Origin of the sequence: Agrobacterium sp. SUL3 (assembly GCF_001263295.1) — a bacterium.
In the GTDB taxonomy this organism is placed as follows: domain Bacteria; phylum Pseudomonadota; class Alphaproteobacteria; order Rhizobiales; family Rhizobiaceae; genus Agrobacterium; species Agrobacterium tomkonis.
On sequence record NZ_KQ414505.1, the window covers coordinates 38,070 to 62,792 of the forward strand.

The 24,723-nt window shown below is 59.3% G+C and carries 20 protein-coding genes and 1 tRNA gene; 13 read left to right on the forward strand and 8 right to left on the reverse strand.

Features of this window, described 5'->3' with window-relative positions; translation table 11 throughout:
• Position 1 precedes the first annotated feature (1 nt).
• Positions 2-3,328, reverse strand: coding sequence for a transglutaminase family protein (locus AKG12_RS14635; protein ID WP_052819376.1), 3,327 nt, complete (start codon positions 3,326-3,328; stop codon positions 2-4).
• Positions 3,329-3,400: 72 nt separating this feature from the next.
• Between AKG12_RS14635 and AKG12_RS30250 the strand changes: the two genes are divergently transcribed.
• Positions 3,401-3,637, forward strand: coding sequence for a hypothetical protein (locus tag AKG12_RS30250; protein WP_046798996.1), 237 nt, complete (start codon positions 3,401-3,403; stop codon positions 3,635-3,637).
• A complete protein-coding gene (locus tag AKG12_RS14645; protein WP_052819377.1) occupies positions 3,622-5,430 on the forward strand; it encodes an ABC transporter ATP-binding protein/permease in 1,809 nt (602 codons plus the stop codon). Before AKG12_RS30250 ends, AKG12_RS14645 begins: the two co-directional genes overlap by 16 nt.
• 39 nt (positions 5,431-5,469) lie before the next feature.
• Here the strand turns inward: AKG12_RS14645 and AKG12_RS14650 are convergent, their stop codons facing one another.
• Positions 5,470-5,664, reverse strand: a complete 195-nt coding sequence (locus tag AKG12_RS14650) for a hypothetical protein (RefSeq protein ID WP_046799408.1) — start codon at positions 5,662-5,664, stop codon at positions 5,470-5,472.
• A 173-nt stretch (positions 5,665-5,837) separates the two neighbouring features.
• Between AKG12_RS14650 and AKG12_RS14655 the strand changes: the two genes are divergently transcribed.
• From AKG12_RS14655 to AKG12_RS14670, 4 genes are all read left to right on the forward strand, one after another.
• The gene (locus tag AKG12_RS14655) at positions 5,838-6,227 is read left to right on the forward strand and encodes an acyl-CoA thioesterase (protein WP_046798994.1); all 390 of its coding nucleotides are present in this window, start codon (positions 5,838-5,840) and stop codon (positions 6,225-6,227) included.
• Positions 6,228-6,398: 171 nt separating this feature from the next.
• Positions 6,399-8,642 carry a polysaccharide deacetylase family protein gene (locus AKG12_RS14660; protein WP_052819378.1) on the forward strand — a complete coding sequence of 748 codons (2,244 nt, stop codon included), beginning with the start codon at positions 6,399-6,401 and terminating at the stop codon, positions 8,640-8,642.
• Between the two features lie 236 nt (positions 8,643-8,878).
• Complete coding sequence (locus tag AKG12_RS14665; RefSeq protein WP_052819379.1) at positions 8,879-9,919, forward strand: four-carbon acid sugar kinase family protein; 1,041 nt, start codon at positions 8,879-8,881, stop codon at positions 9,917-9,919.
• A gap of 4 nt (positions 9,920-9,923) precedes the next feature.
• A complete protein-coding gene (locus tag AKG12_RS14670; RefSeq protein ID WP_046798992.1) occupies positions 9,924-10,631 on the forward strand; it encodes a FadR/GntR family transcriptional regulator in 708 nt (235 codons plus the stop codon).
• A gap of 34 nt (positions 10,632-10,665) precedes the next feature.
• Here the strand turns inward: AKG12_RS14670 and AKG12_RS14675 are convergent, their stop codons facing one another.
• From AKG12_RS14675 to AKG12_RS14685, 3 genes are read right to left on the reverse strand one after another with little or no spacing between them, the layout of a single operon-like run.
• On the reverse strand, positions 10,666-11,784 hold the full coding sequence (locus AKG12_RS14675; protein ID WP_082178867.1) for an iron-containing alcohol dehydrogenase: 1,119 nt from the start codon (positions 11,782-11,784) through the stop codon (positions 10,666-10,668).
• A 5-nt stretch (positions 11,785-11,789) separates the two neighbouring features.
• Positions 11,790-12,746: a 4-hydroxythreonine-4-phosphate dehydrogenase PdxA gene (gene pdxA / locus AKG12_RS14680; protein ID WP_046798990.1), complete on the reverse strand. Its 957-nt coding sequence runs from the start codon at positions 12,744-12,746 to the stop codon at positions 11,790-11,792.
• Entirely contained in the window at positions 12,743-13,939 is a 1,197-nt protein-coding gene (locus tag AKG12_RS14685; protein WP_052819381.1) for a sialidase family protein, read from the reverse strand. The genes pdxA and AKG12_RS14685 overlap by 4 nt, the downstream gene beginning before the upstream one ends.
• 322 nt (positions 13,940-14,261) lie before the next feature.
• Here AKG12_RS14685 and AKG12_RS14690 point away from each other — a divergent pair, with 322 nt between their 5' ends.
• The 7 genes from AKG12_RS14690 to AKG12_RS14720 all read left to right on the forward strand — a co-directional run bounded on the left by AKG12_RS14690 (position 14,262) and on the right by AKG12_RS14720 (position 21,207).
• Positions 14,262-15,770, forward strand: a complete 1,509-nt coding sequence (locus AKG12_RS14690; RefSeq protein ID WP_046800045.1) for an ABC transporter substrate-binding protein — start codon at positions 14,262-14,264, stop codon at positions 15,768-15,770.
• Positions 15,771-15,843: 73 nt separating this feature from the next.
• Complete coding sequence (locus tag AKG12_RS14695; RefSeq protein ID WP_052819382.1) at positions 15,844-16,758, forward strand: ABC transporter permease; 915 nt, start codon at positions 15,844-15,846, stop codon at positions 16,756-16,758.
• 15 nt (positions 16,759-16,773) lie between these two features.
• The gene (locus AKG12_RS14700) at positions 16,774-17,697 is read left to right on the forward strand and encodes an ABC transporter permease (protein WP_052819383.1); all 924 of its coding nucleotides are present in this window, start codon (positions 16,774-16,776) and stop codon (positions 17,695-17,697) included.
• Positions 17,690-19,333, forward strand: a complete 1,644-nt coding sequence (locus AKG12_RS14705; protein WP_052819384.1) for an ABC transporter ATP-binding protein — start codon at positions 17,690-17,692, stop codon at positions 19,331-19,333. Before AKG12_RS14700 ends, AKG12_RS14705 begins: the two co-directional genes overlap by 8 nt.
• Entirely contained in the window at positions 19,330-20,211 is an 882-nt protein-coding gene (locus AKG12_RS14710; RefSeq protein ID WP_052819385.1) for a dihydrodipicolinate synthase family protein, read from the forward strand. Before AKG12_RS14705 ends, AKG12_RS14710 begins: the two co-directional genes overlap by 4 nt.
• A 198-nt stretch (positions 20,212-20,409) precedes the next feature.
• A tRNA-Ser gene (locus AKG12_RS14715) sits at positions 20,410-20,499 on the forward strand.
• A 345-nt stretch (positions 20,500-20,844) separates the two neighbouring features.
• The gene (locus AKG12_RS14720; protein WP_052819386.1) at positions 20,845-21,207 is read left to right on the forward strand and encodes a hypothetical protein; all 363 of its coding nucleotides are present in this window, start codon (positions 20,845-20,847) and stop codon (positions 21,205-21,207) included.
• 133 nt (positions 21,208-21,340) lie between these two features.
• On the opposite strand, the gene AKG12_RS14725 is transcribed toward AKG12_RS14720, so the two are convergent.
• From AKG12_RS14725 to AKG12_RS14735, 3 genes are all read right to left on the reverse strand, one after another.
• A complete protein-coding gene (locus AKG12_RS14725; protein WP_156316056.1) occupies positions 21,341-22,447 on the reverse strand; it encodes an agmatine deiminase family protein in 1,107 nt (368 codons plus the stop codon).
• A 265-nt stretch (positions 22,448-22,712) separates the two neighbouring features.
• Positions 22,713-23,642 carry a sugar phosphate isomerase/epimerase family protein gene (locus AKG12_RS14730; RefSeq protein ID WP_052819387.1) on the reverse strand — a complete coding sequence of 310 codons (930 nt, stop codon included), beginning with the start codon at positions 23,640-23,642 and terminating at the stop codon, positions 22,713-22,715.
• A gap of 56 nt (positions 23,643-23,698) precedes the next feature.
• A complete protein-coding gene (locus AKG12_RS14735) occupies positions 23,699-24,640 on the reverse strand; it encodes a sugar phosphate isomerase/epimerase family protein (protein WP_052819388.1) in 942 nt (313 codons plus the stop codon).
• Between the last annotated feature and the right edge of the window lie 83 nt (positions 24,641-24,723).

The following is a 24,723-nucleotide window of genomic DNA, read 5'->3' on the forward strand; positions in this document are numbered from 1 at the left end:
TTTACACTCCGTATGGCCGACGCAGATCGAGCGTCAGCGGAAATTCTGGCGACACGGTTTCCGCATGAAGCGGATATTGCCCTGCCGTATGTCCCCATGGTTCGAAACGGGCAAGGCGGCGTGCCTCGGCCTCGTTGCCGTTGACGGGAAACGTCTCGTAATTGCGCCCGCCCGGATGAGCAACATGATAGATGCATCCGCCGATCGATCGCCTCGACCATGTATCATAAATGTCAAAGGTCAAGGGTGAATTGACGGGCAGAACGGGATGCAGGCCGGAAGCGGGCTGCCATGCCTTGAAGCGCAAGCCGGCAACCGCGACGCTGCGGTTCTCCGTCGGGGTCAGCGGAACGGCGCGGCCGTTGCATGCCACGGCGTAACGGGCAGGGTTGGAGGTTTCCAGCCGCACCTGCAAACGTTCGACCGAGGAATCGACAAAACGCACGGTTCCGCCGATGGCGCCCTGTTCGCCCATCACATGCCAGGGTTCCAGCGCCTGACGCAACTCCAGTTTCGAGCCTTCATATTCCACTTCGCCGAAGAAGGGAAAACGGAACTCCTGCTGGGCGGTAAACCACTCGGGTTTCAGATCGAAGCCGTTTTCCCTGAGATCGGCGAGCACATCCAGAAAATCCGCCCAGATGTAATGCGGCAGCATGAAGCGGTCGGCGAGCGCCGTGCCCCAGCGCACGAATTTGCCGCCGGCGGGGTTTTTCCAGAAGCGGGCGATAAGCGCGCGCACCAGCAATTGCTGGGCCAGCGACATGCGGGCATTCGGCGGCATTTCGAAGCCGCGGAATTCCACAAGGCCGAGGCGACCGGTCGGTCCGTCAGGCGAAAACAGCTTGTCGATGCAGATTTCGGCGCGGTGGGTGTTGCCCGTTACATCCGTCAGCAGGTTGCGGAACAGACGGTCGACCAGCCATGGCAGCGGCGGCGCGCCCTCACCGGGAGCAGGCACCTGTGCGAGTGCGATTTCCAACTCGTAGAGACTGTCGTGGCGGGCCTCGTCAATGCGGGGCGCCTGACTGGTCGGGCCAATGAACAGCCCGGAGAAGAGGTAGGAAAGCGACGGGTGCCGCTGCCAGTGCAGAACGAGGCTTTTCAGAAGATCGGGTCGGCGCAGAAAGGGGCTGTCATTGGGGTTGGCGCCGCCCACGACCACATGATTGCCGCCGCCGGTGCCGGTGTGGCGACCGTCGATCATGAACTTGTCAGCACCGAGACGTGTCTGGCGTGCTTCCTCATAAACCGCCGAGGTGATATCGACGCATTCCTTCCAGCTTGCGGCGGGATGGATGTTGACCTCGATGACACCGGGATCGGGCGCGACGCGGATGACATTGATGCGCTCGTCATGCGGCGGCGCATAACCCTCGATATGAACGGGCAGCCCAAGTTCTGCCGCCGCGGCTTCCGCCGCTGCGACTAGCTCGAGGTAGTCTTCAATGCGTTCGACCGGCGGCATGAAAACACAGAGACGGCCGTCGCGCGGCTCTACGGAGAGCGCGGTGCGCACCGCACCGCCGATTTCTCCAAGCGTCTGTTCGACACGCGCTTGGGCGGCAGCCTCATCCACATGGAAGGACGCTGCCGGCAGGGCGCGGCCCGACGGCGAAGCGAGATCGGGAAGGGCCCCGCGGGGGATCGATGGATCGGCCTCGTGGATATAGGGGTAAGCAGAGGGTGGTACATATGGCAGGGTACCGAGCGGCAGGCGGTAACCGACCGGGCTGTCACCCGGAACAAGGAAAATCTTGCCGCGCCGCGTCTTCCATTTTTCGCTGACCCAGCGTTTGCCTTCGGCTCTGGCGTTCCACGCCTGCACGGGAAGAATATAACCCGTCGGCGTCGTAAGCCCGCGTTCGAACACGCGAGCTATGCGGTTTCGCTCTTCGGGGTCCTTCAATTTGGAATTGGACGGGTCGACATTATCGGGAAGGCTGCCTTCCTTGATGATCCATTCGGCCGGATCCTCATAGGCGGGCAGTACCAGTTCCTTCTCGATGCCGAGGTGGGTGGCGATGCCGCTGAGCAGCTTCTGCGCATCATCGGCATCGACGCCGGCATCTGCGCCTTCTTCGGCTATCAGCGCCGGGTTCTGCCAGATTGGCAGCCCGTCCTTTCGCCAGTAGAGCGAAAAGGTCCAGCGCGGCAGGCTTTCGCCCGGATACCATTTTCCCTGCCCATAATGCAGAAAGCCGCCCGGCGCGAAACGCTCGCGCAGGCGGCGGATCAAAGCGTCTGCCTTTTCGCGTTTTGTGGGTCCAACCGCGCCGGTGTTCCATTCTTCGGATTCGAAATCGTCGATGGAAACGAAGGTCGGCTCGCCGCCCATGGTAAGCCGGACGTCATGGGCGTTCAGAACGTTATCGACCACTTCGCCAAGCGTATTGAGGTCTTCCCAGCTGTCGTCGGAAAAGGGCTTGGTGATGCGTGGGGTTTCGGCAACGCGCCGGACCTGCATGTCGAAAGCGAATTCTGTATTGGCATGGCCGAAATAACCGCCCGAAATCGGTGCGGCGTTGCGATAATGCGGTGTTGCCGCCAGTGGAATATGGCTTTCACCCGTCAAAAGCCCCGATGTGGGGTCAAGACCGATCCAGCCGGCGCCGGGCATATAGACCTCGGCCCAGGCGTGCAGATCGGTGAAATCCACCTCGGTGCCGGAAGGGCCGTCCAGGGCCTTCAGATCGGGTGTCAACTGGATGAGGTATCCGGATACGAAACGCGTGGCGAGACCAAGATGCCTCAGAATCTGTACGAGCAGCCAGCTGGTGTCGCGACACGATCCCTTGCCGGAGGCCAGTGTTTCCTCCGGCGTCTGGACGCCCGGTTCCATGCGAATGACGTAACCGATTTCCTGTTGCAGACGGGCGTTGAGGCCCACGACCATATCGACCGTCGGCTGGCCGGGCGTGTGGTCGACGGTCGCCATGAAGGCGGCGAGCAACGGGCCGGTCGGCTCCGGTTTCATGTAGATGGATAAGTCGTCCCGCAATTCCTGCGGATAATCGAACGGCCATTTGGTCGCTTCTTCCTCGACGAAGAAATCGAACGGATTATAGACCGTCATATCGGCGACAAGATCGACCTCGATCTTAAATTCCGTTGCCGGCTCGGGAAAGACAAAGCGGGCAAGGTAATTGCCGTAAGGATCCTGCTGCAGGTTTACGAAATGATTGGATGGCGAAACCTTGAGCGAATGGCTGATAACACGGGTTCTGGAGTGCGATGCGGGCTTTAATCTGATGATTTGTGGTCCAAGGCGAACCGGATTGTCATATTTATAATGCGTCAGATGATAGATGCTCGCTTTGATCGCCATTAATCTGCCTTGCCCGGTTTTTCCGGTCTATGCGGTTTATCCGCCCCTCTGAAATTATTCGGATTTTGTGCAATGCAGGAAAAGAAAGCAAGGATCATTTCCGGGGACATCCGCATTGTTGCTACGGGCCGCGAGGTTTGCCCGCGCGAAGATCTATCCGCGCTTTTCAATCGCCGCCGCCGGGATTTCGCCGGGATTGTGGACAAGGTCGAACAGCGTGTTATTGCTTGGCATCGCAAGGCGCAGAATCGCGACCCGCTTTCTTTGCCGACTGACGTTTCGGAATGGAATGAATGGCAACAACCGTGACCGACGATCAGCGCAAGAGCGCGGCTAACCCTTCGGGTTTCGATCTCGATTTTCCTGCGCAATTGCGCATGATGGGCAATGCCTTCTGGACATCGCCGGTGCGTAACCGGCTGATATTGCTGTCGTTTGCCCTGCTTACGGTAATATTGCTGACGGCCTACGGGCAGATCCGCCTTAACGAGTGGAATGCGCCGTTCTACAATGCGCTGGAGCGGCGCGATCTTGATGCCTTCATTCACCAGCTCGAGGTCTTCGCGATCATCGCCGGGCTGCTGCTTCTCCTCAACGTCATCCAGACCTGGCTCAACCAGATGACGGCGCTGAACATGCGCGAGGGTCTTGCCAAGGATATGGTGGATCAATGGCTGAAACCGGGTCGCGCCGCCCGTCTTGCCGGTTTCGGCACGATCGCCATCAATCCGGACCAGCGTTTGCATGACGATGTCCGCAACCTTGCCGAAAGCAGCACGGCGCTGTCCATCGGTCTCGTGAACGCAACGATCCTGCTTATTAGCTTTATCGGTGTTCTCTGGGGCCTGTCGGCGGGTTTCTCCATCACCATCAATGGCGATCTTGTCCCTATTCCCGGGTATATGGTCTGGGCCGCGATCCTTTATGCCGGTTCTGCGTCTTTGCTGAGCAACCTTGTCGGTTATCGTCTGGTTGGGCTGAACGCCGAACGTTATTCGAAAGAGGCTGAACTGCGCTTTTCCCTGATGCGCGCCAGCGAAAATCTGGCCGCGATTGCGCTGGCCCGCGGTGAAAAGAACGAACGGCGGCGGATCGGTGTCGATATTGATGCCGTGCTCGGTGTGATCCGGGGGTTGGCCATGGCGCTGACGCATCTGACCTGGGTTTCGTCGGGCTATGGTTGGCTGGCGGTTGTTGCACCGATCCTGATCGCTGCCCCGGTCTATTTTTCCGGCAACCTTACCTTTGGCGGGCTGATGATGGCTGTCGGCGCCTTCAACCAGGTCAATACCGCGCTTCGCTGGTACATCGACAATTTCGGCCCGATTGCCAGCTGGAAGGCGACATTGCAGCGCGTCTCGGTGTTTCGCAACGCCTTGATCCAGATGGACAGCGTCGAACAGCACGGGCTGGCGATCGATCTGCAACGGAGCGCGGAGAATGAAAAGATTCGCCTTCAGTCGGTCACGATCTGCCGTGATGCAGGCGGGCAGGATGTGGAGCGCGGTTTCAGACTGCGTGAGGCGAATGTGGAGATCGGGCCGGGCGAGCGGCTGATGATCAATGGCGAGCAGGGCGTGAACCGGCGGCTGTTATTTGCCGCCATGGCGGGATTGTGGCCCTGGGGGCAGGGCAGAATAGAAATGCCCGAACAATCCGACACGCTGTTCATTGCCCAACATGGTTATTTGCCGACGGGTTCGCTGCGCGAAATTCTGGCCTACCCACGTGCGCCGCAGCGGTTTGCCGAGGAGGATTATGTCGCGGCGCTCATCGCGTGCGGGCTTGGCGATATGGCGCCCCGTCTCGATGAAAACATCCGCTGGGACAAGAAACTGGATCCGGACGAACAGGCCAGCATCCGCGTCGCCAATGCCTTGTTGCTGAAGCCGAAATTCGTTGTCATCGACGATTTGCTGGAAGGGCTGGAGAAACAGACGCAGGATACGCTGGCCGAGGTTTTGAACGGCATCGACGGCGCGGCGATCATCTATATCGGTCGCTCTGAGACGTTTCTGTCGGTTCTTTCCCCGGCTGTCGCCCATCTGGACCACGCCGTACCGAAGGAAAATATCGCCAAGCGCGATGGCAATTCGCAATAGCCGTTTCGCTATGTCATCTTTTGGGTTGGTCGCTGCTGATCACAGCCGCAAATGCCATTTTTCCAGGTCGAGCCGCTGTTGTTTGGCGAGATTTATGGTGGTCTCCGGTCCCGCCTGCGAACGCAGGGCAATGGTTCCGGTCGCCAGACTAACGGCGATAACGCTTGCGACCACCACAATGATGCGGTCGTAACGTTGCTGTATCGTGTTGTTCCCACTCCAGTCATAGGCCATTCGCACGCCCTCGCGTTTTTTGGAATCGTGCCCCATCATGGTTAACCGAAGCTTACGATGGCTTTGTGATTCCTTGCTGTTTTGGAAGGGCTGCCGCGATAAATCAGCTATTGGCTGATGAAGCGCGGTTGTCTAAGTCCGGCAGCGGGAGGTTTGTGAAAGGAATTTGACATATGGACCAGCAACCGCCCGCCGATATGGAACTCACCCTCAGAACGCTTGCGATGCCCGCCGACGCCAATCCGGCCGGCGATATTTTCGGCGGCTGGGTGATGTCGCAAATGGACCTTGCCGCTTTCGTCCGCGCCAATGATGTGGCCGGCGGCCGCACCGTGACCGTGGCTGTTAATGAAATCGTCTTCAAGAAGCCGGTCAAGATCGGCGATACATTGTGCGTCTATACCCGGATAGAGAAGGTTGGGCGCACCTCAGTCACGCTCAAGATCGAGGCTTGGACCCGCAGGCATTATCAGGATTCGCGCGAAAAGGTCACGGAAGCCGTCTTCATCATGGTCGCGGTGGACGACAATGGCGAGCCGCGCCCCGTCCGCAAAGACGCGTGAGGCGGTTCCCGTTCAGTTCGAAGCAAATTCCGAAGCGCTGAAAGAAGCTCAGGAGAGTAAGAAGCGCTTCGGCTCCGGCAGTTCGATCGTCGACCGCTCAATACTTTAGAAATATCCAATTTATTTATCAATTTTTGCGATCAAGGTACGGAATAGGACGGGGATCAGGCTTTGACCATTCCAGGTGTTGTTATTGTCGGCGGCGCTCACGGCACGCTTGCCCTTGCCCGCAGCCTTGGCGCCCTGAATGTGCCTGTTTATTATCTCACCCATGATTCACCCCTACCGGGCTGGTCGCGTTTCGTGCGGGAGACGATCCGCTGGGCCGGCCCGCACGATGCCGGGGCGTTGCCGTTTTTGCGGGAAATGGCCGAAAAGCATCATCTGAAGGGCTGTCTGCTCGTGCCATCCGGGGATGGCGAGGTACAGCTCGTTTCACAACATCGCGAAGAACTCTCCGCCCTTTACAAAATCATCCTGCCGGAATGGCAATCCCTGCAATGGTTGTGTGAGAAGCCGCTGCTCTACAAACGCGCGGCGGCGCTTGGCGTCAGCTTTCCCCGAACCTATGCGCTGACATCGACCGCTGACATCGATGCGCTGGACGCGACGTTTCCCGTCATTCTCAAGCCGAATATGGGTGGCGGCGACACCGTGATCTCCCGGGCGAAGGTCGTTCGCGCCGATGACCGGCAGGCGCTGAAAACTGCCTTTGCCGATGCGAGCGCGGAGATAGGCGCAGGCAATGTCGTGGTGCAGGAACTCATTCCTGGCGGTGGAGAAAGCCAGTTTTCCTATGCGGCGCTATGGCGCGACGGAGAACCGGTTGCCGAATTCACCGCCCGGCGCACGCGTCAATATCCCGTTGATTTCGGATATACCAGCACCTGCGTCGAGGTTGTCGACAACCATCAGGCGACCGAGGCGGCCCGGACGATATTAAAATCGGCCTGCCACAGCGGTCTGGTCGAGGTGGAATTCAAATTCGACGGCAGGGATGGTTCGCTGAAGCTTCTCGATGTCAATCCGCGCCCATGGTCGTGGTTCGGGCTCAGTTCGGCGGCGGGCGTCGATCTTGGCGCGTTATTGTGGCAGGTTGCCAATGGCGTACCGGCCGGCCAGTCCCAGACTGTGCGACAAGGTGTGTCGTGGTCCTATCTTGTCCGTGATGCGGTTGCCGCCTTTACATTAAGCTGGCGCGGCAAGGCAGATATCGGCGACTACGTTGCGTCTCTGGGCAAGGTCCGCAGCTGGGCCGCTTTTGCACTGAATGATCCCTTGCCGGGTCTTATCGATCTGCCGCTCACCGCGTGGAGAGTCGTCAAAAAACGGGTTCTACCCGGCCTGAAGTCAAAACAATCCGCAACGGTTTCCTGGCAGCCGGTAAAGCGCCTCTTGAAATACGGAGCCATAAGGGCCGGGCTGGAGGCGAGTTCTCTGCCCGTGATCCGCGCCGCATTTCCGTCCCTTGCCGGGCGTGGCGTGATCTTTACGCTTCATCATGTGCGCCCGGGGGCGGCCATCTCGCCTTTTGCGCCCAATGTGCAATTGTCCGTCACGCCTCAGTTTCTGGAAGAGGCGATACAGGCCGCACTCGAATGTGGTCTCGTTCCCGTCCACCTGCACGATTTACCGGCGCTGCTTGCCGACAATCGCGAAGGCCAGTCTTTTTGCGCCTTCACGCTTGATGACGGTTATCGCAATAATGCCGATCATGCCGCGCCGGTCTTCCGCAAATATGCCATTCCCTACACGATTTTCATCACACCGGGTTTTGTTGAGCGGACGCGCAGCCTGTGGTGGGAAACCGCGGCTGCGTTGACGCAAAAAGCCGCATCGTTTGACTTCGATTTCGGCTCTGGGTCGGAGCCTGTGACATCCGCCACGCCTCAGCAGAAGGCGGAAGCATTCACGCGCCTGGAGAATTTCGTGCAGAACTTTTCAGAGGATGAGGCAGTGGAAAGGATCGACCGCGTCGCGAGGCAGCACGGCATCGATCCCATAGCGATCGTGGATGAGCTTGTCATGGATGCGGACGAACTCAGGGCGCTGTCGGACGATCCTCTGGTGCATTTCGGCGCGCACACCATGACGCATGTGAACATGCGCAAGATAGATGCCGCGCGTCTGGCGCAAGAGATCAGGGAATCGACCCGCCGGTTAGAGGCTTATGTCGGCCGTCGGCCACAATCCTTTTCTTATCCCTATGGCTGGACAAAGGCCGTGGCAGAGCGTGAGGCGCAGGCGGTGCTTGACGCGGGGTTTTCCGTGGCGGTCACCACGCAGGCTGGTGTTCTTGGCCCTCATAGCCTCGAAAAGCCAACGCAGTTGCCGCGTGTTTCGCTGAACGGGCGCTTTCAAAAGAAGCGTTTTGTCAAAGCGCTTATCTCAGGGCTGCCTTTCCGGTTCATCTAGCGGCGACATCCTGTTTGTCGTCTTTCGCCTTGCCTGCGGATCTGCATGCCGGCGGGCCGCGTTTGCCGTTTGTCTCCATCGTTTCTGAATTCGGCGATGGCCCGGCGGGCCTCTTCATAGCCAGCAAGCCAATCCGAGAGCCTGCATAATAATTTTTGTTATTCACATCTGTTTATCTATTGATTATAAATAAATTTATTGAGGTAAAACATTACAACTTTTTGAAAGCTCCGCCCGTGCTGCTGATTTTCGCCGATGATTTGACAGGCGCTCTCGACGCCGCCGCACCCTTTGCCGGGCGCGGGCTGGCGACTGAGGTTGCGATCGGGCTTGACGGTGTACCCTCAGCACTGGCGGATGCGCCTGCTGTTCTCAGCGTCAATCTGGGTTGTCGTGACGGTGATGCGGATGAAGCCGGGCAGCGCACGCGGTCACTATTGGCGCTGGTTCCAGCGGATACCATTCTGTTCAAGAAGGTCGATTCCCGGCTGAAGGGGCATATTGCGGTTGAAATGGATGCGATGTCCTATCGGCACGCGCTTGTCGCGCCCGCCATCCCTGATTTTGGACGTATCGTTGTTGGCGGGTCCGTATCCGGCTTTGGCATTGATGTCGTCATTCCGGTTCATGAAAAGCTCGGCGGACATGCTGGTCGCTGCACGATACCCGACACGCGATCGCAGGGCGACATCCGGGAAGCTCTTGTCGCCGCACAGGCTAAAGGCGTCGATCTTCTGGTCGGCGCGCGCGGGCTTGCCGAGGCGCTGGCTGAAGTAATGACGGGGCGGACTGTTCCCGAAACGGCGATCATTCCGGCCGGCAAGGGACTTTTCGTCGTTGGTTCGCGTGATCCGATTACGGTAGAGCAAATGGAAGCGCTTGAGCGTGCCGGGCTTGCGTCGATTATCGATGCGCCCAATGGTGCCGTGCCTTCCCATGCATATGATGGTTCCGGCCTGACACTTGTTCGTGCAACGCAAGGGGCAGAAGATCTTTCACCGCTTATCGTTTCCGATCGGCTGGCGGAGGGCGTCGTGCCGCACTTCACGGCAGGTGCTGGCAGGCTGCTTCTGTCGGGCGGGGCCACGGCCGAAGCCGTGCTGCGCGCCATGGGCATTTCGCGGCTGCGTCTTGCCGGCGAATGTCTGCCGGGCCTGGGCGTCGGCTGGTGTGGCGACCAATGCATCATTGCGAAGTCCGGCGGTTTTGGGCAAGCTGACACGTTGAAACACATTGCGAAAATGATGCTTGGCGTAAACGACGCTGGAGAGAGCTGACCAGATGGGGTTGATGAAAGAAACGGCGCGCAAGGCACTTCCGGACATTATTTTCGAGAGAATGCACAGGGCGATCAAATCCGGTGCTTACAAGCCGGACGAACGGCTGCCGACAGAACACGAACTCGCGATGGAATTCGAGGTCTCAAGGCCGGTGGTGCGTGAGGCGCTGCGGCGGCTGCGCGAGCAGGGATTTATCTATTCCCGAAGAGGGTCCGGCAGCTATGTGCGGGCTTTCGGCCTGCGCGAGCCGCTCGGCTTCGGCCAGCTGGAAAATGTCGCCGACCTTCTGAATTGTTACGAATTCCGGCTGACGCTGGAGCCGGCCGCGGCCGCTGCGGCGGCATTACGGCATGATGGCGAGAGGCTTGCGGCGATCAAAAAGGCGCTCGAATTGATGCGGGACGCCACCAATCGCCAGTCCCACCGCGAGGATGCCGACTACCAGTTCCACCTCGCCATCGCGCGGGCGGCCAGGAACAGTTATTTCTCCACCGCGATGGAGGCTCTGAAAGATCATATCGCGATGGGAATGAAGTTCCACGGCATGTCGGTAAAGCGCGAGGCCTCCGGCCTGACGCGCGTTTTTGCCGAGCATGAGGCCATTGCGAAGGCTATAGCCGATGGAGATGCCGAGGCGGCGCGTCAGTTGATGCTCCAGCATCTAACGGGATCGCGCGACCGTCTGTTCGAGTCTTCGCATTCGGATTGAGGCCGATGCGCCCGGAGGCGCGCCGGCCATTCTTTCAAAAGGCGCGGCGGTAAATGCCGAGTACATCTTCAAGGCTCATATCGACCGGATTATTGTCCATCAGCCGGCGGATGGCGTGTGCGTCCTCGGCATAACGGGGAAGATCGGTCTCTGTCGCTCCATGCCTTGCCAGCGACATTTCGATGCCGAGCCCGGCGCAGAAATCCGTTGCCGCCTTGCGCAGATCATCAGGCGAAAGATGCTCGCGAAGCCCCAGCGCATCTGCCACTTCCGCTGTTTTTGCTGAAACCGCAGGCTGGTTGAAGGCCAGAACATGCGGAAAAACGATGGCATTCGCCAGTCCGTGTGGCAGGTTGAGAAGCGTGCCGAGCGGATAGGCGATGGCGTGGCCGGCCGCCGTATTGACCGGGCCGAGGCAGATGCCGCCATAATAGGAGGCAAGCATCATTCCCTCACGGGCTTCAGTATCCGCGCCATCTCGAACGGCGCGCGCCAGATATTTGCCGACCAGCGCGAAGCCCATGCGGGCAAACCCGTCGATCATCGGGTGAGCCTTGCGGTTGGTGAAGGCTTCGACACAATGGGCCATGGCATCCACGCCCGTCGCTGCCGTCACGGCTGATGGCACGGAATAGGTCAGCTCCGGATCGAGAACCGCGAAATCCGCGATGAGATAGGGGCTTTCGACCGCGATCTTGTTGCCCTTGACGGGATCGGTGATCAGCGAGCGGATACCGGCCTCCGAGCCGGTGCCCGCAGTGGTGGCTATTTGCACCAACCGTGTATCGCGCCCTGTAACCCTGTTCGGTCCGGCCACCTGTTCGAGCGTCTGGTTGGAATTCCACAATGCGGAGACCAGCTTTGCCACATCCATCACGGAACCGCCGCCGAGGCCGATGACGAGATCGGGTTTGGCGGCGCGTGCTGCCGTCAATGCTGCATTGAGTGTCGCCGTGTCCGGCTCGCCGGGAATGGCATCGAAGACCGTGAATGGGCCCTGCAATTGCAGACGGTCGACGAATTTCGCCGTCAGTGGCGTGGCGATCACCAGGGTCGACGCGGTTTTGCCGGCGAAGGCGCCGACCTGCGCGATGGTGCCTGCGCCAACGGCGAGTCTGCGTGGCTGATGGAGGAGAATGGGAGCTATGGACATGGTGTTTATCCTTTCGCGCTCTTGCCCGCCACGAGCTTGCGGGCATAGGCGATGGCCTCATTCATGTTGCCGTGATTGGCGATGCCCTTGCCGGCAATGTCGAAGGCCGTGCCGTGATCGACGGAGGTGCGATCTATCGGCAGATCGACCGAAACGTTGACGGCGGTATCGAAGGCCACGAGCTTGATCGGGATATGGCCCTGATCGTGATATTGCGCCACGACGAGATCGAAAGCGCCGGAATAGGCCCGGTGAAACACGGTATCGGCGGAAATCGGCCCCTGCACCTCGATGCCTTCCGCGCGTGCGGCGGCGACTGCCGGGGCGATCTGATCGTCATCTTCGGTGCCGAACAGACCGTTTTCACCGCAATGCGGATTGATGCCGGCAACCGCGATGCGCGGCCGCTCGTAACCGATGCGCTTCAGGTGGGCATTGCCGGCGCGGATGGTCGCCAGCACCCGCTCCGTCGTCGCCCGGCGAATGGCGTCTTGCAGGGAGACATGGGTCGATACGTGGATGACCTTCAGCCGTTCGGAGGCAAGCAGCATATAGGCGGCCGAAGAGCCGGTGAGGCTGCGCAGCATGCCGGTGTGGCCGTCATAATGGTGACCGGCAAGGTTAAGCGCCTCCTTGTTGATCGGTGCGGTGACGATACAGCCGATTGCGCCCGCTTCTGCATCACGAACGGCCTTTTCGATGAAACGGAAAGCGGCGTCACCAGCGACCGGCGACAGTGTACCCCAGGGCAGCGGCGCGCCCTCGATGGGCAGGTCAACCACATGCTGCGAGAGATCAATGTCAACGCCAAGCGCATCCCGCGCCGCCAGAAGCGTTGCGAGGTTGCCGTAAATCCGCGTCGCGGCCCGGTCAGGCGCGGACATTTCAGCCAGCGCCCTGACGGTGACCTCAGGGCCTACGCCGCAGGGGTCGCCCATGGTGATGCCAATAATATTGCTCATCTTTTTTCCTCGTCCTTGGCCTCGGCCCAGCCGGGCGCCAGCCGGACATATTTGATTGCGCGGCGATGATAGGTGTAGCTTGCGTGCAGCGTACCGTCCGGCGCTTCCAGAAGCCATGGATAGGACATTTCCAGATTGCGGCCGTCAGTCGAATCGTTCGACAGGCAGGTGCCTGGACCATCTTCGATCAGGATACGGATGGGGAAGCTGCGCCCATCGTCATCGGAGATGCAGATGGAAACCGGCGCGCGCGGCACGCCCCAGACGGGCACACATCCGCCTGTCGGATCGGCCTCCGGCCTGCCGTCATCCTCTCCAAGCTCGTCATAAAGCGAGGCGCGCCGGTCGCTCGATTGCGCAGCGCTGACGGGATTGCAGATCATCGCCAGCCGACCGTCACCGAGCCTGATTGCGGCGATGGAGGAATTGTTGTTCGGCACGTCGGTCGGCTGTGGCTTTGACCAGGAGCGGCCGCCATCGGCGCTTTCCGTGCGATAAACGAAATCGGCCTGCCGGCGACGGAAGAAGGCGGAATAGCGCGTATTACTGCCCGCAACAGGACTCATATGCACGCAGCCGGTCGAATCTCCTAGGTCTTGCAAGTGCCACGTCAGGCCATTGTCCTTGGATATGCCAAGCGCTGCCGTATCATGGCTGCCGTTCCATTTCTGGCCGGGGCGCTGGATGCAGCGGAAGATCGGCAGCAGCCAGGCGCCGTCATCACGAATGCGCAGCGGCGCGCGGATGAAGCAGCCCTTCGGAAGATCGAGAAAACGCCCCTCTTCGGAGATGAGCTTTTCCGGTGCCGTCGCATCACGGGTAACACGCGCCATGCGGATGCGGCATTCGTCTTGATTGCCGGAGGGCTGGGCGGTGTGAAACAGCCAGAGGGCGCCATCCGGCGCGGTGAAAAGAACCGGGTTCTGTTCGGAATGGGCAGGATCGTGGCTCAGGCGCTGTGGTGCGCCCCAGCTGGTAGCGCCGGGCATCAGCACGGAAGCGAAGATCGAAATATCCGATTTTCCTTCCAGCGTGCCGCCGAACCACGCGCACAGCAAAGCGCCGTCATCAGCCAAGTGCAGAAAGCTTGCGTGGTTCTGGATCATCGGCGACGGCAGAAGCGCTTCCTGCCGTTTTTCTGACGTGGCGCGGATGGCTCCGGTCATGGCGTGAGCGATGTCATCAGGGGTCATCGTGGTCTCCTCTTGGCCTGATGAAAATGGCATAGTTGAAAAGTTGTCAAGTTTATTTAGACAAAAAACGGATCTTATAGGTTTTGATTATTTTATCTAATTATCTGTTTTAAAATAATAAAAATTGTTATTATGGCGCGAATAAAAAATGCTTACGAAAAATAAATTGACAAAAAATGTGATAGCGTCGATGCTCTGTTCACGGGTGGAGGAGACGATCATCCGCACGCCATGCTCCTCGATGCAGGAGGCGGGGCTTTTTTTAAAACCCCTTGCGGCACGCCGCCATGTTGCTGAATTTCTGATCTGGGAGGAGAACGGAATGAAGAAGTCATTGATTGCGGGCGCCCTTGTTTTGGGTTCCCTCAGCGCCGCGGTTTCGCCGGCGCTTGCGGCATCGGGGCCGATCAAGATCGTGCTGGCGGAAGAGGCTGACCTGCTGGAGCCCTGCATGGCGACCCGCTCCAACATTGGCCGCATCATCATGGAAAATGTCAGCGAGACGCTGACCGAGCTTGATGTGCGCGGCAAGAACGGCGTTCAGCCGCGGCTTGCCGAAAAATGGGAGCAGAATGCCGATGGAAGCTGGCGTTTCCATCTGCGTGAAGGCGTGAAGTTCTCTGACGGCACCACCTTCGACGCCAAGGACGTGAAGCACAGCTTCGAGCGTATCATGAGCGACAAGAACGCCTGCGAATCCCGCCGTTATTTCGGTGGTATGACGGTGACGCCTTCGATTGTTGACGACCACACCATCGACTTCAAGACAGACCCGGCCCAACCCATTCTGCCGTTGCTGATGTCGCTGGTCACCATCGTTCCTGAAGAAACCAAGATGGAATTCATCCGCGAGCCTGTCGGTACCGGACCTTACAAGCTGACCAACTGGACGCCGGGCCAGCAGATCGTTCTGACTGCACGTGACGATTATTGGGGCAAGAAGCCACAGGTGACGGAAGCGACATATCTTTTCCGTGCCGATCCTTCGGTTCGCGCTGCCATGGTGCAGACCGGCGAGGCCGATCTTTCGCCCTCCATTTCCCAGCTCGACGCGACCAATTCGAAGACCGATTTTTCCTATCTCGATAGCGAGACGGTTTATATGCGCCTCGACCACAACATCGCGCCGCTAAACGATGTGCGGGTGCGCCGCGCGCTCAACCTCGCCATCGACCGTCAGGCCTTCCTCGGCACGCTGGTTCCGGAAGGTGCAGTGCTGGCGACCGCGCTGGTTCCGCCGACGACGCTTGGCTGGAACCCCGACGTCAAGGTTTTCCCTTACGACCCTGACGGCGCAAAGAAGCTGCTGGAAGAAGCGAAAGCTGCCGGTGTGAAGGTGGATACGCCGATCACCATCATCGCACGCACGGCGAATTTCCCGAATGTCACCGAAATCATGGAGGCGATCCAGCAGCAATTGCAGGATGTCGGCTTCAAGATCGACCTGAAATTCGTGGAAGTGGCCGAACACGAGAGCTATTATTCCAAGCCTTTCAAGGAAGGTCGTGGACCGCAGATCGTCGCCGCGATGCACGACAATTCCAAGGGCGATCCGTCTTTCACCATGTTCTTCAAATATGCCACCAAGGGCACGCAGTCCGGCTTCTCGGACCCCAAGGTGGATGACCTGATCGAACGCGCCTCCGCAGCTGTTGGTGACGAGCGCGCCAAGCTCTGGTCCGAGCTCATCGCCTATTTGCATGATGATGTCGTGGCCGATGTGCTGCTGTTCCATATGGTCGGTTTCTCCCGCGTTTCCGAACGTCTGGACTTCAAGCCCACCATTGCCACCAACTCGATGCTGCAGCTTTCGGAAATCGGCATCAAATAAAGCCCCGAACCTTAAGCCAATGAGCGGCGGCAGGGCGAAAGCCTTGCCGCCGCGTTGAAACCCGGAGGCAACCATGCTGAGCTTCATCCGAAAACGTTCCGTTGCGAGCCTGATCTCCCTGATCGGCCTCATCGTGATGGTTTTCTTCCTCTCCCGCCTGACGGGTGATCCGGCCGCGCTGTTTTTGCCGGTGGAGGCTTCGGAGGAATTGAAGCAGCAGTTTCGCGCGCTGCATGGGCTGAACGATCCGCTGATGGTGCAATTCCTGCGTTATGCGGGTGATGTGATGACGGGTGATCTGGGTGAATCGCTCCGAAAAGCCCGTCCGGCGCTGGATGTGGTGCTGGAGGCTTTCAACTGGACGCTCTGGCTCGCGGTCATCACCATGTCGCTGGTTACCACTGCGGCCATCGTTGTCGGCTCGCTTGCGGCTTTCCGGTCCGGTGGCTTTTTCGACCGCATGGCCTCGACCATTTCGCTCGTCGGCGCTTCGGTTCCGGATTTCTGGTTGGCCATCGTGGCGATCGTCGTTTTTTCCGTCAATCTCGCATGGCTGCCCACATCAGGCACGGGCTCGGTGCTGCACTGGATATTGCCGATCTCGGTGTTGTTCGTGCGCCCCTTCGGTATCATCGTGCAGGTGGTGCGCGGCTCGATGATCGGGGCTTTGTCGTCGGCTTACGTGAAAACGGCGCGCGCCAAGGGTGTGAAATCCGGGCCGATCATCTTCATCCATGCCCTGCGCAACGCCATGCTTCCCGTCATCACCGTCATCGGCGATCAGGCCGCAAGCCTTCTCAATGGCGCCGTCATCGTTGAAACCATCTTCGGGTTTCCGGGTGTCGGCAAGCTGATGATCGATTCCATTCTTCAGCGCGATTTCAATGTCGTTCTGGCCGCCATTCTCGTGACGGCGCTGGCGATCTTCCTGATGAACCTGCTGATCGATATCGCCTATGCGCTGCTCGATCCGCGTATCCGGCACTGAGGAGGCCATTCAGCCATGAGCCTTTTGAACGCCGATACTGAGATCATCGACGAGCCGTCCTTTGCAACGCGCATGCTGCGCATGTTGTGGGCGGATAAATTCGCGCTCTGTGCCGCGATTTTCCTCATCGTCATCGTCATACTTGCCTTTGTCGGCCCGGCCTGGCTTGGCGATCTCGCGACGAAACAGAACCTGCGCGGACGCAATCTCGCCCCCTTCGACTGGCAGCGTGAATGGTACTTCTGGCTGGGAGCGGATGCGCTCGGCCGCTCGCTTCTGGCTCGTATCATCGCCGCCACGCAAAACACGCTGATGATCGCCCCCGGCGCCGTGCTTCTCTCCGCTGTCACCGGCACAGTGCTTGGCCTCATCGCCGGTTTTTCCTCAAACCGCGTCGGCCAGATCATCATGCGGCTTGCCGATGTGATCATGTCGTTTCCGTCGCTGCTGATCGCGGTCATCGTGCTTTATCTGCTCGGTTCCTCCATCCTCAACCTGATGCTTGTTCTGGCGATCACCCGCATTCCCGTTTACATCCGCACCACAAGGGCCGAGGTGCTGGAGGTGCGCGAGCGCATGTTCGTGCAGGCGGCAAGGGTGATGGGCGCATCGGGAAAACGCATTCTGTTCCGCCACATCTTGCCCGTGGTGCTGCCAACGCTGACGACGCTTGCGACGCTCGATTTCGCTTATGTAATGCTGGCGGAAAGCGCATTGTCTTTCCTTGGCATCGGCATTCAGCCGCCGGAAATCACCTGGGGCCTGATGATCTCGCAGGGGCGGCAATATCTCACTAATGCCTGGTGGCTGTCCTTCTGGCCGGGCCTTGCCATCATCCTCACCACCCTGTCGCTCAACCTGCTTTCCAACTGGCTGCGCATCGCGCTGGACCCCGTGCAACGCTGGCGGCTGGAAATGAAAGGCCGCAAGCATGGCTGACCATCTTCTCGACGTGCGCAATCTTTCCGTGGAGTTTCACACCGCAAGCGGTGTCGTCCATGCGGTCAAGGATGTTTCCTACCATATCGACCGTGGCGAAACGCTGGCGATCCTCGGTGAAAGCGGCTCCGGCAAATCGGTATCGTCCTCAGCCATTATGAACCTCATCGACATGCCGCCCGGACATATCAGCAGCGGCCAGATATTGCTTGACGGCAAAGACCTTCTGACCATGCCGGCAGAAGCGCGCCGCGAGGTCAACGGCCGGCGCATCGCCATGATCTTTCAGGATCCGCTCAGCCATCTCAATCCCGTCTATACCGTCGGCTGGCAGATCCGTGAGGCGATGACCACCCATGGCATGGGCAAGGCGGAAGCTGAGGCGGAGGCAAGGCGGCTTGTCGCGCGTGTCGGCATTCCCGATCCGGATGGCGCCTTGAGGAAATATCCGCATGAATTTTCCGGCGGCCAACGCCAGCGCGTCATGATCGCCATGGCGCTGGCGCTGCAGCCCGACCTGCTGATCGCCGACGAACCGACCACGGCGCTTGACGTGACGGTGCAGGCGGAGGTGCTGTCCCTGCTCAAGGAGCTGCAGCGGGAAACCGGTATGGCCGTACTCATCATCACCCATGATCTCGGCGTCGTTGCCGAAATCGCCGACCGGGTAGTGGTGATGGAGAAGGGCGTGCTGGTGGAGGCCGGCACCGTTCGCGAGGTTTACCGCAACCCTCAGCACCCCTATACCCGCAAGCTTATCAGCGCCGCCCCCGGCCGGGGCGAAATGCACGAACCGAAAGCAGGGGGGGAACCTTTGCTCAGCGTGCGCGATGTGCGCAAGCGCTACGGCGCCTTTGAGGCCTTGAAGGGTGTTTCCTTCGACCTGATGGCCGGCGAGACCATTGCCGTCGTTGGGGAAAGCGGTTCCGGCAAGTCAACGCTGGCGCGCATTCTGCTGCGGCTCGACGAGCCGGATGCCGGCAGCGCCCTGTGGAAGGGGCGGGATCTCTTCCAGCTTTCGCCGGCGGAGCTTTTCGCGCTCAGGCGTGACCTGCAGATGGTTTTTCAGGACCCCACCCAATCGCTCAACCCACGCATGACGGTATTTCAGCTCATCTCCGAAGCCTGGGTCATCCACCCGGACATATTGCCCAGGGCAAGATGGCGCGAACGCGCCGCGGAACTGCTGCATCAGGTCGGCCTGTCTCCGGAACATATGCGCCGTTATCCCCACCAGTTCTCCGGTGGCCAGCGGCAAAGGATCGCCATTGCCCGCGCCTTGGCGCTGGAGCCGAAGCTCATCATCTGTGACGAGGCAGTCTCGGCGCTTGACGTCTCGGTTCAGGCGCAGGTCATCGCGCTTCTGGACAAGCTGCGCCGCGAAATGGGCCTCTCTTTCATCTTCATCGCGCATGATTTGCCGGTGGTTCGGGATTTTGCCGATCACGTCATGGTTATGCAGCGCGGCGAGGTAGTGGAATTCGGCAGCGTCCGGCAGGTTTTCGAGGCGCCGCGCGAGGAGTATACCCGCGCGCTGCTTTCGGCGAGCCTCGATCCCGACCCCGATATGCATTCCGCGCGCAGCCCGGCGGATGCCGGCCATGTCATCGGAAATTCAAGTGGAGTTCTTTCATGACCAAACAAGCCTTCGTCGCGCTCGTCACCTGTTTCAACGAGGACGAAACGATCAATTACGAAGCCACGCGCGCGCAGGTGCACCGCCAGGTGGCGGCCGGCAACAACATCATGTGCGCGGGCACCAACGGCGATTTTACCGCGCTGACCCATGAGGAAAAAATCCGCCTCACCGAAGAAGTGGTGGACGAAGTGGCCGGTCGCGCCAAAGTCATCGTCAATGCCGGCATGCCCGCCACATTCGAGACCATACAGCTTGCCAAAGCCTTCGACCGTATCGGCGTCGATGGTATCGCCGTTATCACGCCCTTTTTCATCGCATGCACGCAAGACGGCCTGATCCGCCATTTCTCGACGGTGGCCGATGCCGTTGAGACCCCGACCTATCTCTACGATATCCCCGCCCGCACCCAGAATCACATAGAGCCGGAAACCGCGCGCAAACTTGCAACCCATGGCAATATCGCCGGCATCAAGGATTCCGGTGGCGCGCAGCAGACGCTGGAGGCCTATCTCCAGGTGGCGAAGGAAATATCCGGTTTCGAGGTCTATTCCGGCCCGGATCACCTTGTTCTGTGGTCGTTGCAGAACGGCGCGGCAGGCTGTATTTCCGGCCTTGGCAACGCCATGCCGGATGTGCTTGCCTGCATTCTCAATGCATTCAACGCCGGCAATGTCACTGAGGCTGAACGCCAGCAGGCGATCTACACAGCCTTCCGCACTGACCTCTACGCGCTCGGTTTTGCGCCCGCCATGGTCAAGCGCTCGCTCTATCTTCAAGACCCCTCCGTCGGCGCCAGCCGCCAGCCGGCTCTGTTGCCCGATCCGGACCAGGACGGCCGAATTATGGAAATCCTACGGCGCTATCAACGGCTCTAACACCGCGGTCGGACATGAGGTGCATGCTTCTAGGCCGAGACGCGTCACATTAAAAACATTCACGAAAACCGCCAAAAGCCGAAGCGTTTCTCCACCATCGTCCATGACGAATAATTTGTGACACAAACACGAAATTTCCCTTGTCAGCCCGGCTATTGATGTTTATGAGGAGCGCGCAACGCAAGCGTTCGCGCATGCGGAGAGGTGGCAGAGTGGTCGAATGCACCGCACTCGAAATGCGGCATACCTGCAAGGGTATCGTGGGTTCGAATCCCACCCTCTCCGCCATAATTTGCCTTGGGCAAGCAAGGTTTTCCCGCGATTTTTTGAACTTATGCGATCTTTGATGCTGCTGGAAATGGCTATGTCCATACTCGGCATTTCCATGCCCCCGGACTATATGAAGCCGCTGATGGGAGGATGCGTCGTCCCCTAGTGAAGATCGATGCCATGCAAGGGCATCCGATGCGGGATCTTCGATAACAATTGGAGATCACGCGGCATCGATCTGGAAGAACAGGGGGACGCAGGCACGCGCAGGTTCATATCCGCCATTGCCTCTCGCGGTGGAGGCGCTATCATAATTGTGTCGTAAAGGACGGCGAGCTTTGGGAGGAGCGATACGTGAGACGGATGTGGCCAGACGAATTTGCCTTTCTGCTGGACGGCGCGGAAGAGGTTGACCTGCATATTCCACCGATGGAGCACAAAGATGGTTCGCCCGGGGAAACGATATCCAGAAAGGCCTTGAAAGCCCGTATCAGCCAACAGGATTTTGAGAAGATTTGGCCCCTGGCAGAAGCTCGCTATCGGTTGAACGGCCGGCTTTCGGGCAAGGCGATTACGCTGATTGCCAACAACCCTCATTACCAGAAATGGCATCCCTCCGACGGTGGCAGCGTCGAGAGCGTGTCCGACAGCGGTCAGAAATACACGACTCGTTATGTGATCGTGCATTTTCTTCTGGATGATGTTCACGAGCCTGTCGAAGCCTGAAGGTCTAAGTGCCGGTTCTTGCCAGTGGATTGGTTGAGTGGCGTCGAAGTCATTTTAGTCATCGGCGCCATTTTCCTGCCGCCTTCGATCTTCCCATACATCTGGCCGTCAAAGGCACATGAGCCGCGCGTGATCAGACTTTAGGTTGCTCATGGGTGGCGCAATGGATGCCGCCGCCTACCTCACCCACCGGGTCGATATTTAACGTGATGATCTCACGGCCGGGATAAAGCTTGCCAAGAATGGCTGCGGCTCGTTCGTCGGCTTCCCGGTCGCCGAATTCAGCGGCGATGACCGCACCGTTGCAGACATAATAATTGACATAGGAAGATACGAAATCGGCGCTGTCAGCACGAATATCGTAGGGTTCCGGCAAAATGACCATGTCCAGCTTTCGGCCCTCGGCATCGGTGGCTGCGGCCAGAATGTCATGGGTTTCGAAGGCGGCGATCGACCACGGATCATCGTGGTCGATCTTGTCTCCCATCTGGATCAGCAATTGGCCGGGCTTGACGAAACGGGCGAGTGCATCGATGTGGTAATCGGTGATATCGGCACCGATGATTCCGGGTGCCCACAACATCTTGCGCGCGCCCATCGTGTCGAGCAGCAGCCGTTCGATTTCGGCCTTGTCGCCCCGGTTGCGATTGATATTGATGAAGCTGCTTTCATGGGCGATCAAGGTGCCGTGGCCGTCGGTTTCCACTCCTCCAGCCTCGCCCACCAGCCCTGCGTCAAAAATCGGAAGGCCCATACGTTCGGCTATTCGCGCGGCAATCTTTCCGTCGGCATTGTGGGTTTGCTTGTTGCCCCAGCCGTTGAAGTTGAGCTGCGTGATGGCGAGCCCACCCTTGCCATCCACAACAAAGGACGGCCCGGAATCGCGACACCACAGATCATCCGTCGGAATGTCCCATAAGTCGACGTTGCGCGATACCTGTTTACGGATTGCACCATGGTGCTGCGCTGCGGCCAGCATCACGACCGGCTCAAATTCTGCTATGGTGTTGGCGATTTTCGCGATGGTTTTCTGAAGATCGTCAAGAAAATCGGGATCGTCATGCACGGCAGGGTTCACCGGCCACTGCATGAAAGTGCGTTCATGTGGTTCGGTTTCCTCAGGATACCAAAAACCGGTGCCACGGGCTGACGGGCCTGCTGTCCGGCCCCGTTGGGCCGAGGACGAAAGGCCGGCTGTGGCAGCCGCGGCAAAAAGCAGTGTCTGGCGGCGGGTCATCATCGTATCACCATGAAAATACAAAGAAAACGATCGCTTCAGCTTATGGGTACGCACCTTGGGTTTGCCCAGAGGTATTGCCAACCAAGGCTAAATTGTCTTGCAACTTCAGCTCATATTCCAATGTGGCTTTTACATGGATGTGACGGATAAATGCATGTGTTTTTAGGCTGAGAGCATCTTATGTGCCGGAAACGACCATTATTTCGATTGCCGTAGTGTGTTGGCTCGACTTCTCGCGAAGCGTCACGGTTTTACTCCGTTCGGTTCAGAAACCGCTTTTGGCAAGAAACACCCTGCTGGCTGCAAGGTCATCCAGAATGCTGCCGGCGTTGCGCGGGTCGCGTTCCTGCTCGATGGTGATGTAACCGCCGTAACCGAGTTCCGTCAGAAGGCTGCGAATGGCTGGGTAATCGATAGAGCCGCGGCCGATCGGGCACATGACGCCCTTGGCGCAGGCCTCGAAGAAGCGGATATGCTCCCCCATCACCTCTTGAAAAACCGTGGCGTCGATATCCTTGAAATGAATGTAATCGACGCGGTCCCAATAGCGGCGGAGCGTGGCGGCGGGGTCCATGCCGGAATAGGCCATATGGCCGGTATCGAGGCACAGGCCCGCGAGATCGGCGGGAATGTCCTCAACGATCTGCTGCAACTCATCGGCAAATTCGATGTAGCCGCCGGCATGCGGATGAATGGTGGCACGCACGCCGTATGTGTCGCGGGCGAGCGTTGCGATGGCGCGGATGTTTTCGACCATCCCCCGCCATGCGGCTTTATCGAGGCGCGGTGCGCTGTCGGAATGGCCGGCGGCGTAGTCGCGTTCGTCATGGCCCCAGTCCATGACCGTCAGATAGGGGGCGGGAAAACGCTGGCCGGCATGGGTTTCCGGTTTTGGCAGGCGGGTGATCAGCGCGCAGATTTCGTCGGTCTGGCGCAGCAGGTTGTCGCGGTTGTCAGGTGAGACCAGATCGTCGAAGATCGTGCCGGCAACGATCTTAAGGCCGCGCTCGTCCAGCGCCTGCGAAACGCGGCTGAGATCGAGCGGCAGATAGCCATAGGGGCCAAGTTCCAGCCCGCCGAAACCGGCGGCATTCGCCTCATCCAGCACCTTTTCCCAATGGGGCAGATGGGGATTTTTGACGTCATCGACGCCCCAGCAGCAGGGAGCGGTGGTAATGGTGATCGGGTTGGTCATGGCATCCTCGTGGCGCGATTGGTGCCGGGCCGCGCTCTGCGGCCCGGGGCTTAGCTTCAGCGGCTGATGGTGGCTTGCAGGGCATCGATGGAGGACTGGATGCCTGCCTCGGTGGACATGGTGAAATCCTCCATTTCGAGACTCACCCAGCCATTGTAACCGGCCATGCGTACCACGGAGAAAAATTCCTTCCACCATTGCAGGTCATGGCCGGCGCCGACAGCCACATAATTCCAGCTGCGGTTGGCGACGTCAGTCACCTCTTTCAGCTCCAGCAGGCCGTTCACATCGGCCAGCCCGCGTTCGATGCGGGTGTCCTTGCCATGGCAATGGTGGATCGCGCTGCCGAGTGCCCGGGCAGACGCGATGGGGTCGGCCCCCATCCACATCAGGTGTGACGGATCGAGATTCATGCCGACCGTCGGGCCAACCTCGTTGCGCAGGCGAAACAGGGTTTCCGGGTTCCAGACGAGCATGGCCGAGAAATTCTCGAGCGCATATTTTTCAACGCCCGCTTCCTTGGCGAGCTTCACGAGCCCGTGCCAGAGTGGGAAGGCGCGATCTTCCCACTGGTAACGGTCGCGCTCCGGCATCTCGTTCGGCCAGCTCTTGGTGTAGACGAGCCAGTTCGGCACCGTGTCGCCGGGTGCAGCCTCCGGCAGACCGGACATGGTGACGATCTTCGTCACGCCGATTTCGCCCGCCAACCGAACCGTGTCCTGCATTTCCCTCAGGTGGCGCTTGCCCATATCGCCGGGATCTAGCGGATTGGCAGAGCAATTCAGCGCGGCGATCTCGAGGCCGCGGGCCTCGATTTCCTTTAGTTTGGACTTGAGCAGCCCCTTGTCCGCCAGAAGTTCGTCCGCCCGGAAATGTGGGCCGCTGGACCAGCCGCCGCCAGTCATCTCGATGCCCTCGACGCCGAGCGTGACACATTTGTCGAGCATTTCGGTGAAGGGCAGGTTTGCCATGACGTCGGTACAAATTGCGAGTTTCATCGTGTCGTCTTTCTAAAAAAGGCATGGGGACGCGCTTCAGGAGGAGGAGGACGGGAGAGTGGTCCGGCGCGCCCCCAAACTGG